Here is a 12,780-nt window from a genome sequence, read left to right on the forward strand (position 1 = left end):
CGTCAGATCTCCACCGGCTGGTCCGCGGCGACTCGGCCGCCCAGATGCACCCAGCCGTCGGAGTCCCACCGGGTGAACATTTGCGAGCCTTTGCCCTGGGTGATGACCAGTCCCTTGCGCAGCAATGCCGTCAACGCCACGGCCGCGGCTCCGGTCGCCTCGTCCTCGGCGATGCCCATGGTCGGCGCGAACATGCGCGATCGCAGGGCGGCGCGATGCTCGTCGGTCCATGCCCACAGGTAATGCGGACCGCCGGGGAACTCCTCCGGCCGCAAGGTGGCCAGCTCCTCGGCGTCCTCCAGTTGATGGAAGGTGAACGTGGGCGCCCACTCGCCGCGAGCGGTGATCCAAGTCAATCCCTCGGTGAGCTCCACGGCCACCGGGCCCGCGGGGACGTCCAGTGTCCGCACCGGAATGCCCTGCGACGCGAACCACCACGCCGTCCCCACCGAGGGGTGCCCGGCGAACGGAAGTTCCATCGTGGGGGTGTAGATCCGCACCGCGGCGGTGCTGTCCACCGGCTCCTCGACGACCACGGTCTCGCTGTATCCGGCCTTGGCGGCCAGCGCCTGCCGATCGGCCGCGGCCACGTCGGCCGCTCGCGCGATACCGAGCTCGTTGCCGAACCGTCCGGCGGCGTCGGTGAACACTCGCACCACATCGACCTGTGTGCTCATGGTCGCCGAGCCTACTCGGATGCCGGGGACGCGAGCTGTAGCGCAGACCACAACGGAACGCGAAAGAGGCCCCCGCCGCAGAACAGGGGCCTCTTTCCCAGCGAGATCAGATCGCGGCCGCGGTGAGGGCCTCGGTCGACTGCACCGCCTGGCCGACACCGGCCACGATGGCGGCGGCGCGCAGCGATTCGAAGATCACCTCGCGGGATACGCCCGCTTCGCGCAACGTGTGCTCATGCGCCTCGAGGCAGTGCGCGCAACCGTTGATCGAGGAGACCGCGAACGACCACAGCTCGAAGTCGGCCTTATCGACGCCCGGCGTACCGATGATCTGCATGCGCAGCCCGGCCCGCAAGTCGTCGTAACGACCGCCGAGGAACGCCTTGCCCCGGTAGAACACGTTGTTCATGCCCATGATCGAGGCGGCGCCGAGCGCGGCGTTGTACGCCTCCGCCGACAGCACGTCGGCGGCTTCCTCGGCGATCTCGCGCAGCGTGGTCGTCGACCGGGTGGCGGCCGCCGACGCGAGCAGGGTGCCCCACAACTGCTGTTCGTTCAGCACCGTGGTGCGCGCGATGGACGACAGATTGAGCTTGAGGTCCTTGGCGTACTCGGGAAGGGAGTTCTTCAGGTTCTCAATGCTCATGCGACGATTCCTCTACTCGAAGCGATCCCGTGCGGGACCAGGTCGGTTCTCGATGGTGTGGGGTTGGGACGTACCCGGAAGTCCGGCTGCGACTGCGGTTTTCAGACGCTGGCGGACAGGAGTTCGCCCGCGTTGATCGTGGGGTCGCCCTTCTTCCAGTTGCAGGCGCACAGCTCGTCGGACTGCAGGGCGTCGAGCACGCGCAGCACCTCGTCGACGTTGCGGCCGACCGAACCCGCGGTCACGGAGACGAACTGGACCTCGTTGTTCGGGTCGACGATGAAGGTGGCGCGGTCGGCGACGCCGTCGGCGTTGAGCACACCGGTGGCTGCGGCCAGTTCCCGCTTGAGGTCCGAGAGCATGGGGAAGGGGAGGGCCTTGAGGTCCTCGTGCTGAGCGCGCCACTGGAAGTGCACGAACTCGTTGTCCACCGACGCGCCGAGCACCACGGCGTCCCGGTCCTCGAATTCGTCGTTGAGCTTGCCGAACGCGGCGATCTCCGTCGGGCACACGAAGGTGAAGTCCTTCGGCCAGAAGAAGACGATCCGCCACTTGCCCGCGTGGTCGTCGCTGGTGATCCTGGTGAAGTAGTCGTCGGGCTGCTGAGCGTCGACCTTCGACAGGTCACCGCCGATGACCGCGGTGAGGTTGTATGCCGGGAATTGGTCGCCGATGGTCAGCAGGGCCATGCTCGTCTCCTCGTCATTTGATTGCCAACTGTGTTCTGCGGTATTGCCGAACCGTTGCCGTGAAAGCAGGCCACCGACTCGGATCCAGCACTCACACCGCGGGTGAAAAGCTCATGGGCGATCTTGCCCAAGGGGCGGTAAAAGGTAAAGGTGATCAGTCGCACTACACTGATAGGGGTGACTGATCAGACTTATCAGCCCACCCTGTCACAGCTGCGTGCGTTCGTGGCGATCGCGGAATACCGCCATTTCGGCACCGCGGCTGCCCGTCTCGGTGTGAGTCAGCCCACGCTATCGCAGGCGCTCGCCGCCCTGGAACATGGGCTCGGGCTCCAGCTGATCGAACGCAGCACCCGGCGCGTGCTGGTGACCGCCGCCGGGATGCGGTTGCTGCCCAAGGCGATGGCGACGCTGGAGGCCGCCGACCGTTTCGTCGCGTCGGCCACCGGTGACGGGCTCGGCGGCACGCTGCGGATGGGTATCATCCCGACGGTCGCCCCCTATGTGCTGCCCGGGTTGCTGCCGGAATTGCGCAAGCGGCTGCCCGAACTGCGCCCGCAGATCATCGAGGACCAGACCGCCCGGCTGCTGGACGGGCTGCGCACCGGCGTGCTGGACGTCGCGCTGCTCGCGGTCCCCACCGAGATGCCGGGCCTGGTCGAGATTCCGCTGTACTCCGAGGAATTCGTGCTGGTCACGCCGCGCGGCCACGAACTGGCCGGGCGTGGCGACCTGGCGGCGTCGGTGCTGGACGCTCAGCCGCTGCTGCTGCTGGACGAGGGGCACTGCTTGCGCGATCAGACCTTGGAGGCGTGCCGCTCGGCCGATGTGCATCCCGCCGCCGTCGGCGACACCAGGGCCGCGTCCCTGTCCACCGTGGTCCAGTGCGTGGCCGGCGGGCTCGGTGTCACGCTGATCCCGCAGATGGCGGTCGCGGCGGAGACCGCGCGCGGCACGTTGGACGTGGCGCACTTCTCCGCTCCCGCACCCGGCCGCACCATCGGCCTGGTCTTTCGCACGTCCAGCGCCCGCGCCGACGATTACGAATACCTGGCCGCCATCATCCGTGCTCAGCGACCGATGTAGCTGCGTCGAACGCGCCGGCCGGGCACAGTGGAGACCGGTGAGAGGAGAGGCGAGTTGGCATCGGCGGCACTGGGAGAGGGGCGGCTCGGCCGCCTGTCCGGATCGGACCATGCGTTGTTCGTCTACGGCACCCTGCAGTTCCCCGAGGTGTTGACGACGCTGCTCGGGCGAGTGCCGTCGCTCGAACCGGCCGAGCTGACCGGGTGGCGCGCCGCCGCGCTGCCGCGGCGGTTGTATCCGGGACTGGTCGCCGCGGCGCACGGGCGCGCCCGCGGTGCCGTGCTGACTGGTCTCAGCGCGACGGAGTGGACGATTCTCGACGCGTTCGAGGACGACGAGTACGACCTGCGTCAAGTGCGCATCGAGGGCCGGAACGCTTTTGTGTGGACCTACGTCTGGACGGTCGCGGCGGACTCGGCGGACTGGGAACGGGACCGGTTCGCCGCCGAGCATCTCGCGCGTTTCGCCGTCCGGTCCGCGCGGTGGCGGCAGGACCCCGCGAGCTTCTCGGGCTCGGCTGGACCTGGGTGGCCGGATCCCCCGGGGTGAGGCCGTACGTGCGGCTGTTGCAATTCGAAGACGACCGGTCATATATTCAACGCATGGCACGACCGCGACGCAGCGAGGACACCCGGCGTCTTCTTGTCGAAGAGGGCGCCGCAGGGCTTCTGACCAACGGTTACCACGGCACGGGGATCAAACAGATCCTGGACAAGGTCGGTGTGCCGAAGGGCTCGTTCTACAACTACTTCGACAGTAAGGAGAGCTTCGGTCGCGCCATCATCGAGCACCATTCGGTCTGCGTACAGCGCAATCTGACCGAGGCGTTCGGCGCGGCGCCGGACCCGGTGAGCGGCTTGCGGGCGTTCTTCGGACGGCTGATGGACGATTTCGTCGCGGCGGATTTCACCGGCGGGTGCCTCATCGCGAATCTCGGGGGCGAGCTGGAAGGCAGTGAGCTGTTGCGGGAATCGCTGTCGGCGGCCTGGCGCGCGTGGCGCGATCGGGTCGCCGAGCAACTCACGCAGGCGCAACGCCTCGGCACGATCCGTGCCGACATCGAGGCCGTCGAACTGGCCGATCTCCTGCTCGAAGCCTGGGAAGGGGCGGTCATCAGGATGAAGATGGAGCGCACCCTCGCGCCGCTGCACAAGTGCCTCGATCGCCTGCTGGGCGATTACTTCCTGCCCTGATTCCAGGGGTCGCACCTGTCCGGCGTCTTCCGCTACCCCTTCCAAGACGACCGGTCGTATAGAAGAAAGGATCACTATGGTGAAGACCGTCATCGTGACCGGTTCCTCGAGCGGAATCGGTCGCGATATCGCACGGGCGTTCGTGGAACGCGGCGACAACGTGGTGCTCAACGGCCGAGACGCGGAAAAGCTGACCCGGGTGGCCGCCGCACTCGGCGCGCCGGAGCGTGTGGCTGCGGTCCCGGGCGATATCGGCGCCGCCACGACCGCGGCGACCCTGGTGCGCGTCGCGGTGGAGCGATTCGGTGGCGTGGACGTGCTGGTCAACAACGCGGGCATTTTCGGAGCCAAGCCGTTCGTCGAGGTGACCGAGCAAGATCTGGACGTCTATCTGAACGGCAACCTCAAGGGCACCTACTTCACCACGCAGGCCGTGGTGCGGCAGTTCCTGACGCAAGCCAGGGGCGGCAGCATCGTGAACATCGGCACCGTGCTGATCGATCACGCCCTCGCCGGGTTGCCCGCCACCGCGGCTTTGGTGAGCAAGGGCGGCATACACGCGTTGACCACCAGCCTCGCCGCTGAGCTCGCCGCCGAGGGCATCCGGGTCAACGCCGTCGCCCCCGGCATCATTCGCACACCGCTGTTCGGCGACGGCGACGAACCTGCGTCGGGCAGACTCGCGCTGTTGAACCGCATCGGCGAAGTCGCCGAAACGACGGCCGCGGTCTTGTATCTCGCCGACGCGGCCTTCACCACCGGACACATCCTCCCCGTCGACGGCGGGTTCATTTCTGGAAGGGCGGCCTGAAATGCCTTATGTGAACATCAAAGTCACCGACGAAGGCGTGACCCGCGAGCAGAAGGCGCGGCTGATCAAGGGTGTCACCGATCTGCCGCAGGACGTGCTCGGCAAATCGCCCGCGAGCACCTACGTCGTGATCGACGAGGTCGCGCTGTCGAACTGGGGCGTCGGCGGAGTCGACGTCGAGCAGTGGCGCGCGCAGCAGCGCTCCTGAACCAACCGGGACCAGCCGCCCGTCGACCCGGCGCGGCTCCGATCGGACACGAAACGCCGAATGTGCCGGTTCCGGATTCGGAACCGGCGCATTCAGGTGCCTTCGCCTAGACCCGCAGGGCGTGCGGTTCGATCGCGCCGCGCTCCAGCGCCCTGGCGTCGATGGTCTCGGGCTTGTAGGGCAGCAGCGCCAGGCGATCGGTCATCCCGCCGACCGGGTCGTCGATCTCCTCGACCAGGCCGAACAGGAACGACCACTCGTGTTCGTCGCTGCCGTAGTGCACCACGGTGCCGAACTGCTCGTGGAAACGCTGCCAGGACCGCTTCAGGGTCTCGTTGCGCCACATCGTCGCGCAGCCCGCCTGGGCGCACAGCACACCGCCGGGCGCGAGCAGCGCACGACATCGGGACAGGAACTCCGCCTCGTAGAGGCGATTGTGCTGCGCGTCCTCGACGCGCTCGTCCGGCAGGTCGATCACGATGACGTCGTAGCGGGTGCCCGCCCGCTCGGCCTCGGCCAGGAAGTCCCAGCCGTCGGCGTAATGGACCTTGATCGGCCCCTCACCCTCGACCGCGGCGGCCAGTTCATCCCTGCTGTAGCCGTAGGGCAGGTGCTCGGCGCACAGCTCGACCTCGAGCTGGTCGATGTCGACGTGGTCGACCAGGGTGGCGCCCGCGGCGACCGACATCTGGCTGGCGACGCCTTCCCCGGAGCCGATGATCAGCACCTTGTCCAGCTTCTCGGCCAGCACGAAGGCGGGGACCATCATCGCCTCGTGGTAGGTGACCTGGGAGAACTCGGTGGACTGGCGGTCGTCGTCGGAGAACAGGCTGATGCCCTGCTCGGTCCGCGCGATGATCATGTGCTGGAACGGGGTGTGGGTGTCGACGATCACGTCGTGCAGGTCCCAGATGCGGGTCAGGCCCGCGCCCACCGGCTCCTCGATCCGCTGGCTACCGTGTCCCCTGCGGATGACCTGCATCCGAACATCCTTGGGCGCCAGAGCGTCCCGCAGTAGCTCGACCGCCTTCGACGCGCCCGCGCCGATGCTGCCGCAAGTGAAGACGTCGACGAAGATGTCGCCGGACTCCGGATAGGTGTGAATCGAGGCGTGGGACTCCGACAACAGCGCGAGGACGGTCACCCCCTGCGGTTCGAACTTCTTGTGTACGACATCGCAGATGGTGACGCCCGCCGCGATCAGAGACTCACGCAACGCCGATTCGAGTCGTTCGAGATCGTCGCAGAGTGCTGCGTCGACACCACCGAACTCGGCCAGCACATGCCAACCGGTGAATTCCGCCGTCATGGGCAAACTCACTCTCGCTCAGCGCCCGAGACATGAACGGTCAAGGGCGGAAAACCATTGAAGGACACCGACGAATAGCTCGCGGTATAGGCGCCGGTGTCGAGGATTCGAACGCGATCACCGGCTCGCAACGTGGTCGGTAGGAGGACTCGCGTGCGTTGATACAGTACATCGTCGCCGTCGCAGGTCGGACCGGCCACCACCGCCTCGTCGACGGGGTCGCCGTCGCGATCGGTGACGAACCGGTAGGCGATGTACTCGTTCTCGGTCTCGGCCATGCCGTTGTAGCGGCCGATGTCGAGATACACCCAGCGCCGGCCGTCCGGCGCGGTGCGGACGCCGACGACCTCGGCGTGAATCGTGCCCGCCGAACCGACCAGTGCGCGGCCCGGTTCGACGACCAATCCGGTATTCCCGGAAAGGAATTCGGCCGCCGCGTGGTTCACCACCGCGACGATCTCGCCCAGCGCGGGCGCCGGGTCGGCGTAGGAGATCGGCAGCCCGCCGCCGATGTTCACCGAGCCGACCGCGATGTCCTTGTCGGCCAATGCCTCGGCGATCCGGCCCGCCTGCTCGATGCCGATCCGCCACGCGGTGGGATCCAGTTGCTGAGAGCCGACGTGGAAGTACGGTCCGGCGACGACCAGCCCGAGATCTCTGGCCCGGACCAACAGCCGGAACGCCTCGCCGGGGCTGCAGCCGAACTTCGTGCCGAATGGGGTGCGCGATTCCGGCGCCGAGGCGAGGAAGCGGCACTCCACCTCGGAGCCGGGCGCGTGCTCGGCGATGCGCAGCAGATCGTCCTCGGTGTCGAAGGCGAAGCGGCGCACCCCGAGGGCGTAGGCGCGGGCGATGTGCGCGGCCTTCTTGATCGGGTTGCCGTAGCACAGCCGCTCCGGCGCCACACCGAGTCCGAGGCAGAGGTCGATCTCGCCGATGCTGGCTACGTCGAATTCCGCGCCTTCCTCGTCCAGCAGGCGCACGATCTCCGGCACCGGGCTCGCCTTCACGGCGAAACGGATCCTCGTCGCGGCGCCCGTGCCTGCGGACAGGGCGGCCTGGAGCGCGCGGTAATTCTGGCGGACACGCTCGGGATGGATGACAAGATACGGCGATTCGGGCATAGTTGATCTTTCGCTTCGGCAGCGGGGGAGAGAGTATCAGCGGCCGCTACCCAGCAACGAATCCGTCCAAACCTGGATTCGCCCCATGGTGGCGCAACCCGCTCATCAGGCCGCGATGGAGCTGCTGACCTGCGGGAACAGGGGGCCGGTAGGCGATGCGGGCTCAGCCGGCGGACACGGTGACGTCGTCGAAGACGACCTCGCCCGCGGCGTCGGACTCGGCCAGATCGACCACCGCGTCGATCGACCAGCCGTGGTCGCCCGCCGGGTCCTCCAGCACCTGCCGCACATGCCAGAATCCGGGTCTTCGTTCCACTTGGAACAGTTGCGGTCCCCTGGCGTCGGGTCCGGTGCCGATGCGCTCGTATTCCGCGTAGTAGTCCGCGAGTGCCTCGGCCCAGTCCGGGCCGGGACCGAGCGCCGCCAGCTCGTCCCAGCGTCGCAGCGCGGCCAGTTCGACCCGGCGGAACATCGCGTTGCGGACCATCACCCGGAACGCGCGTTCGTTGGCGGAGATCGGGCGCACGGTTTCGGCGCCGAACGCGATCTGGTCGGCGTCGGTCTCCGCGCCCGGGTTGGTCAGTTGCTCCCATTCGTCGAGCAGGCTCGAATCGACTTGGCGCACAAGCTCTCCGAGCCACTCGGTGATGTCGTCGAGTTCTTCGGTGCGCGCCGACTCCGGCACGGTGCGCCGCAGCGCGCGATAGGCGTCGGCGAGGTAGCGCAGCACCACGCCCTCGGATCGGGCCAGCTCGTAGAAGGAGATCAGCTCGGCGAAGGTCATGGCGCGCTCGATCATGTCGCGCACCACCGACTTCGGCGCGGGCGCGAACTCCGACACCCACGGGTGTCCGGCGCGGTAGGTCTCGAAGGCCGGTTCGATCAGTTCGGCCAGCGGCTTGGGCCAGGTCACCTCTTCGAGCAGTTCCATCCGCTCGTCGTAGTCGATGCCGTCGGCCTTCATCTCCGCGATGGCCTCGCCGCGCGCCTTGTGCTGCTGGGCCATCAGCAGCTGGCGCGGATCCTCCAACGTGGATTCGATGAGCGACACCACGTCGAGGGTATAACTCGGGGACTGTTTGTCCAGCAACTCCAGCGCGGCCAGCGCGAACGGCGACAGCGGCTGGTCGAGGGCGAAGTCACGCTGCAGGTCGACGGTCAGTCGGGCGCGGCGGCCCTGCGCGTCGGGTTCGGGCAGTTGCTGCACCACCCCGGCGTCGCGCAGCGCCCGATACAGCCGGATGGCGCGCAGAATGTGCCTGCGCTGGGCGGGCCGCGGCTCGTGGTTGTCTTCGAGCAGATGGCGCATGGCGGTGAAGCAGTTACCCGGCCTGGCGATCACATTCAGCAGCATGGCGTTGGTGACCGTGAAACGCGACACCATCGGCTCCGGCTGCGCGGCGACCAAGCGGTCGAAGGTCTCCTCACTCCAGGAGACGAAGCCTTCCGGCGGTTTGCGCCGCTGCACCTTGCGCTGCTTTTTGGGATCGTCGCCCGCCTTGGCCAGCAGCCGAGTGTTCTCCACCTCGTGCTCCGGAGCCTGCACGACGACGGTGCCCATGGTGTCGTAACCCGCCCGGCCCGCGCGGCCCGCGATCTGGTGGAACTCCCGCGCCTTGAGCCTGCGTGTGCGCACGCCGTCGAATTTGGTCAGCCCGGTGAGCAGCACCGTGCGAATGGGCACGTTGATGCCGACGCCGAGGGTGTCGGTGCCGCAGACCACCTTCAGCAGGCCGTCCTGGGCCAGACGCTCCACCAGTCGCCGGTACTTCGGCAGCATGCCCGCGTGATGTACGCCGATGCCGTGCCGGATCAGCCGCGACAGCGTCTTGCCGAATCCGGCGGCGAACCGGAATTCGCCCAGCGCGTCGGCGATCGCGTCCTTCTCGGCGCGCGTCGCGAAATTCACACTCGTCAGCGCCTGCGCGCGTTCGAGCGCGGCGGCCTGCGTGAAGTGCACGACGTACACCGGAGCCTGGTGGGTGGTGACCAGCTCTTCGAGCGTCTCGGTGATCGGGGTGCGGGCATAGGAGAAGCTCAGCGGCACGGGGCGCTCGGTGCCAGCGACGATCGCGGTGGAGCGGCCGGTCCGGCGCTCCAGGTCACGGGCGAAAAAATCGACCTCCCCGAGGGTGGCCGACATGAGCAGGAACTGGGCGCGGGGTAGTTCCAGCAGCGGGACCTGCCAGGCCCACCCCCGGTCGGGGTCGGCGTAGAAGTGGAATTCGTCCATCACCACTTGGCCGACGGCGGCGTCCGCGCCTTCGCGCAGCGCCAGATTGGCCAGGATCTCCGCGGTCGCGCAGATGATCGGCGCGTCCGGATTCACCGCGGCGTCGCCGGTGACCATGCCGACGCGTTCGGCGCCGAATACCTCGCAGAGGGCGAAGAATTTCTCGCTCACCAGCGCCTTGATCGGAGCGGTGTAGTACGTGCGCAGGCCCTGGGTGAGGGCGAACAGATGCGCGCCGACCGCGACGAGTGACTTTCCGGAACCGGTTGGGGTGGCGAGGATGACGTTGGATCCGGATGCCAGCTCGAGCAGCGCCTCGTCCTGCGCGGGGTAGAGCGGGGTGCCCTGCTCGGCGGCCCAGATGCCGAACGACTCGTAGAGCGCGTCGGCGTCGGTCCCCGGGATGTCGAGCAGTTCGGTCAGATCCACTCCGACAACCCTACGGCCTCGCCCGTGAGCATGTTTGCAGGGGCGATCGGGACCAAGCGGCCGGGCGGATCAGTCCTGTTCGCCCTCGTCGTCGCCGGTGTAACGGCCTTGCTCGGCGAGAAATCGCTCGAATTCGGCGCCCAGCTCCTCGCCGCTCGGCAACTCGCCGTCACCGACCAGCAGGCTCGACTGGCGTTCCTGCGCGGTGACGAAGCTGTCGTACTGCCGCTCCAGCGCGTGCACGACGGTCTCCACCTCGGCATTGCCCGCGATGTGCTCGTTGACCTGTTCGCGTACCCGGGCGGCGGCCTCGCCGAGCGCGGCCAGCGGGAACTCCAGGCCCGCGTTGTCGGCGACGTTCTCCAGCAGCGTCTGCGCGGCCTCCGGGTATGCGGTCTGTGCCAGGTAGTGCGGCACGTGCACCGAGAAGCCGACCGACTCGTGACCGTGCTGCGCCATGCGGAATTCCAGCAGCGACGACGCGCTGCCAGGAACCTGCAGCTCGCCCGGCCACCGCTGGTGCTCGGAGATCAGGTCGCGGTTGGAGGAGTGCGCGGTCACGCCCAGCGGGCGAGTGTGCGGAATCGCCATCGGGATGGCGCTCAGGCCGATGCTGCGCCGCACGCCCAGCTGGTCGGCGAGCAGCCGCACCGCGGTGGTGAACTTCTCCCAGCGTAGGTCCGGCTCCAGACCCGCGAGCAACAGGAACGGGGTCCCCGCGGTGTCGCGCAATGCCCAGAGGTTGAGTTCCGGCTCGGCGTAATCGGAGAAATGATCGGTCTTGAACGTCATGAGCGGGCGCCGCGACCGGTAGTCCAGCAGCTCGTCCACGTCGAACGAGGCGACCAATTCGCTTTCGAGGCTTTCGCGCAGGTGCGTGGTCGCCAACCGCACCGCGTGCCCGGCGTCGGTGAAGCCTTCCAGTCCGTGTACCAGGACCGGGCCCGCGCCGTCGGCGGATGACAGCTGCGGAGCGGGGAACTCCAGTTCGTACATTCGCGACTCGTAGTCCATCGCGTACTCCTTCCTGCGCGGCTCCTGCGGCCCGGACGCGTGCCTCACGCGCCAGTGTGGTTGCCTGCCCGATCGTTCGCCACTCCTGGTGGTGCGAGACGAGCAGTCGTCCGAACCGGGGACCACTGTCCATTGTCCCCCATGCCGTCGCGGTCGCCGCGCACGGCCGGACACCGACCCGTACTTCCAGCCAACAGCATCGGTGGGCCACGCATTCCCGGCCCGGCGGCGTGGCATCGCCGACCGGACACGAGGAGTTTGGCACAGTGGGGATGTGACCGTGGCGGATTCGAGGCACGTGCGGCTGGGCCGGGTGGCACCCGTTGTCTGCGCGGTGCTGCTCGCAGGATGCGGGTCGACGGTACCGGGGCGCCCGGTCTTGTCGGCGCCGACCGCGGTGACCCGGCACGTCAGCGCGGAACTGCCGACACTGCTACCGGATCCGAACCAGTTCCCACCGCCGTACGCGGCGGTGGTGCTGCCCCAGGACGCCGTGGCTCGAGCGGCGGGCGACCTGGACGGCATGGGCCGCGGTGCGAACGTCCAGCCCAGCCGGTGCGTGCCGCCGAACCACGACTTCGGGCCCGATCGCACCGCGATGGCGGTCGGCACGGACGACGCGACCCGCGCCACGCTGACCGTCGAATTGACCCGCAGCGGCGAGCCGCTGGCCGCCCTGCGCGCCCGGCTGGAGCAGTGCGGATCGGTGCGGGTCAACCGAGCGGGCGCCGCTACCACCGTGACATCCGAGTTGGACTCGCCGCCGCCGATCGACGCCGACGACACCCTCTCGCTGCGCAGGACAGTGCGGCCGGAGTCGGGAGGCGCCCGGCTGACCCAAACCATGCGCACGCACGTCGCGCAGGCGGGGGACGTGCGAATCTCGGTGACCTACATGTCGTTCGCCGGGGGCGAACCGGATACCCCCGCGCTGGATGCGCTGTTCGCCACGGCGGTGCGCAAGGTGCGCGAGAGGTAGCGCGGGCGGCACGGTAGCAGGCGCCTCCGACACGAATCGCGATACCGCCGTCGTGTCGGTCGAGTCGTGCACAGCGCGAAGCGGATTCCCCAGGGCGGCGGAATCGCCAGGTCGGCGTCGAAGACCGGAGGCCACCGAGCCGCATGGTCGAAGCATGACCACTTCCGCGAACCCGTTTCGAGCCCCCGAACCGGTCGATGCCGGACATGCAGGCATGGACGACGAATCGCGGCCGGATTCCGGCCGCAACCATCCATCGAGGTGCGGCGGTCGCTCCGACACCGCGCCACGCGCCGTTCCCGCAGCGATCGCCGCGCCGCACTCGCGTTCGCGCGCGGCGGAGGACGGAACAGGCGAGTGGACTCCCGGCGGTCGATCTCGG

The 12,780-nt window shown here is 68.2% G+C and carries 13 protein-coding genes; 6 read left to right on the plus strand and 7 right to left on the minus strand.

From position 1 onward, the window contains the following. Window positions 1-2: 2 nt before the first annotated feature. The 3 genes from ACWEO7_RS21685 to ACWEO7_RS21695 form a co-directional block, all read right to left on the minus strand. Window positions 3-677 carry a PhzF family phenazine biosynthesis protein gene (locus tag ACWEO7_RS21685; RefSeq protein WP_452425629.1) on the minus strand — a complete coding sequence of 225 codons (675 nt, stop codon included), beginning with the start codon at window positions 675-677 and terminating at the stop codon, window positions 3-5. A gap of 106 nt (window positions 678-783) precedes the next feature. Then, complete coding sequence (locus tag ACWEO7_RS21690) at window positions 784-1,323, minus strand: carboxymuconolactone decarboxylase family protein (protein WP_039799200.1); 540 nt, start codon at window positions 1,321-1,323, stop codon at window positions 784-786. A gap of 101 nt (window positions 1,324-1,424) precedes the next feature. Next, window positions 1,425-2,012 carry a peroxiredoxin gene (locus tag ACWEO7_RS21695; protein ID WP_452425631.1) on the minus strand — a complete coding sequence of 196 codons (588 nt, stop codon included), beginning with the start codon at window positions 2,010-2,012 and terminating at the stop codon, window positions 1,425-1,427. A gap of 177 nt (window positions 2,013-2,189) precedes the next feature. Here ACWEO7_RS21695 and ACWEO7_RS21700 point away from each other — a divergent pair, with 177 nt between their 5' ends. From ACWEO7_RS21700 to ACWEO7_RS21720, 5 genes are all read left to right on the plus strand, one after another. Continuing rightward, window positions 2,190-3,098, plus strand: coding sequence for a hydrogen peroxide-inducible genes activator (locus tag ACWEO7_RS21700; RefSeq protein WP_450016637.1), 909 nt, complete (start codon window positions 2,190-2,192; stop codon window positions 3,096-3,098). 54 nt (window positions 3,099-3,152) lie between these two features. After that, complete coding sequence (locus ACWEO7_RS21705) at window positions 3,153-3,647, plus strand: gamma-glutamylcyclotransferase family protein (RefSeq protein WP_452425633.1); 495 nt, start codon at window positions 3,153-3,155, stop codon at window positions 3,645-3,647. A 53-nt stretch (window positions 3,648-3,700) separates the two neighbouring features. Beyond that, complete coding sequence (locus ACWEO7_RS21710; RefSeq protein WP_452425635.1) at window positions 3,701-4,291, plus strand: TetR family transcriptional regulator C-terminal domain-containing protein; 591 nt, start codon at window positions 3,701-3,703, stop codon at window positions 4,289-4,291. A gap of 76 nt (window positions 4,292-4,367) precedes the next feature. Further along, the gene (locus ACWEO7_RS21715; protein WP_452425637.1) at window positions 4,368-5,102 is read left to right on the plus strand and encodes an SDR family NAD(P)-dependent oxidoreductase; all 735 of its coding nucleotides are present in this window, start codon (window positions 4,368-4,370) and stop codon (window positions 5,100-5,102) included. A 1-nt stretch (window position 5,103) separates the two neighbouring features. After that, a complete protein-coding gene (locus ACWEO7_RS21720; RefSeq protein ID WP_452425639.1) occupies window positions 5,104-5,310 on the plus strand; it encodes a tautomerase family protein in 207 nt (68 codons plus the stop codon). A 106-nt stretch (window positions 5,311-5,416) separates the two neighbouring features. Here ACWEO7_RS21720 and speD read toward each other — a convergent pair whose 3' ends face one another. The 4 genes from speD to ACWEO7_RS21740 form a co-directional block, all read right to left on the minus strand. Continuing rightward, entirely contained in the window at window positions 5,417-6,619 is a 1,203-nt protein-coding gene (gene speD, locus ACWEO7_RS21725; RefSeq protein WP_452425641.1) for an adenosylmethionine decarboxylase, read from the minus strand. A gap of 8 nt (window positions 6,620-6,627) precedes the next feature. Next, the gene (locus tag ACWEO7_RS21730; RefSeq protein ID WP_452425643.1) at window positions 6,628-7,743 is read right to left on the minus strand and encodes a type III PLP-dependent enzyme; all 1,116 of its coding nucleotides are present in this window, start codon (window positions 7,741-7,743) and stop codon (window positions 6,628-6,630) included. Between the two features lie 163 nt (window positions 7,744-7,906). Next, window positions 7,907-10,405 carry a DEAD/DEAH box helicase gene (locus ACWEO7_RS21735; protein ID WP_355070326.1) on the minus strand — a complete coding sequence of 833 codons (2,499 nt, stop codon included), beginning with the start codon at window positions 10,403-10,405 and terminating at the stop codon, window positions 7,907-7,909. Between the two features lie 69 nt (window positions 10,406-10,474). Continuing rightward, entirely contained in the window at window positions 10,475-11,419 is a 945-nt protein-coding gene (locus ACWEO7_RS21740; RefSeq protein WP_452425645.1) for a proteasome assembly chaperone family protein, read from the minus strand. 280 nt (window positions 11,420-11,699) lie between these two features. Here ACWEO7_RS21740 and ACWEO7_RS21745 point away from each other — a divergent pair, with 280 nt between their 5' ends. Beyond that, on the plus strand, window positions 11,700-12,398 hold the full coding sequence (locus ACWEO7_RS21745; RefSeq protein WP_452425646.1) for a sensor domain-containing protein: 699 nt from the start codon (window positions 11,700-11,702) through the stop codon (window positions 12,396-12,398). Window positions 12,399-12,780: the final 382 nt, after the last annotated feature.

The sequence above is a fragment of the Nocardia sp. NPDC004260 genome (assembly GCF_053603155.1).

What these genes read in the sequence shown, in the direction of transcription:
- ACWEO7_RS21740 (WP_452425645.1), bottom strand. Translation starts at nt 11,419, where the DNA reads ATGGACTACGAGTCGCGAATGTACGAACTGGAGTTCCCCGCTCCGCAG.
- ACWEO7_RS21720 (WP_452425639.1), top strand. Translation starts at nt 5,104, where the DNA reads ATGCCTTATGTGAACATCAAAGTCACCGACGAAGGCGTGACCCGCGAG.
- ACWEO7_RS21730 (WP_452425643.1), bottom strand. Translation starts at nt 7,743, where the DNA reads ATGCCCGAATCGCCGTATCTTGTCATCCATCCCGAGCGTGTCCGCCAG.
- ACWEO7_RS21685 (WP_452425629.1), bottom strand. Translation starts at nt 677, where the DNA reads ATGAGCACACAGGTCGATGTGGTGCGAGTGTTCACCGACGCCGCCGGA.
- ACWEO7_RS21710 (WP_452425635.1), top strand. Translation starts at nt 3,701, where the DNA reads ATGGCACGACCGCGACGCAGCGAGGACACCCGGCGTCTTCTTGTCGAA.
- speD (WP_452425641.1), bottom strand. Translation starts at nt 6,619, where the DNA reads ATGACGGCGGAATTCACCGGTTGGCATGTGCTGGCCGAGTTCGGTGGT.
- ACWEO7_RS21690 (WP_039799200.1), bottom strand. Translation starts at nt 1,323, where the DNA reads ATGAGCATTGAGAACCTGAAGAACTCCCTTCCCGAGTACGCCAAGGAC.
- ACWEO7_RS21695 (WP_452425631.1), bottom strand. Translation starts at nt 2,012, where the DNA reads ATGGCCCTGCTGACCATCGGCGACCAATTCCCGGCATACAACCTCACC.
- ACWEO7_RS21715 (WP_452425637.1), top strand. Translation starts at nt 4,368, where the DNA reads ATGGTGAAGACCGTCATCGTGACCGGTTCCTCGAGCGGAATCGGTCGC.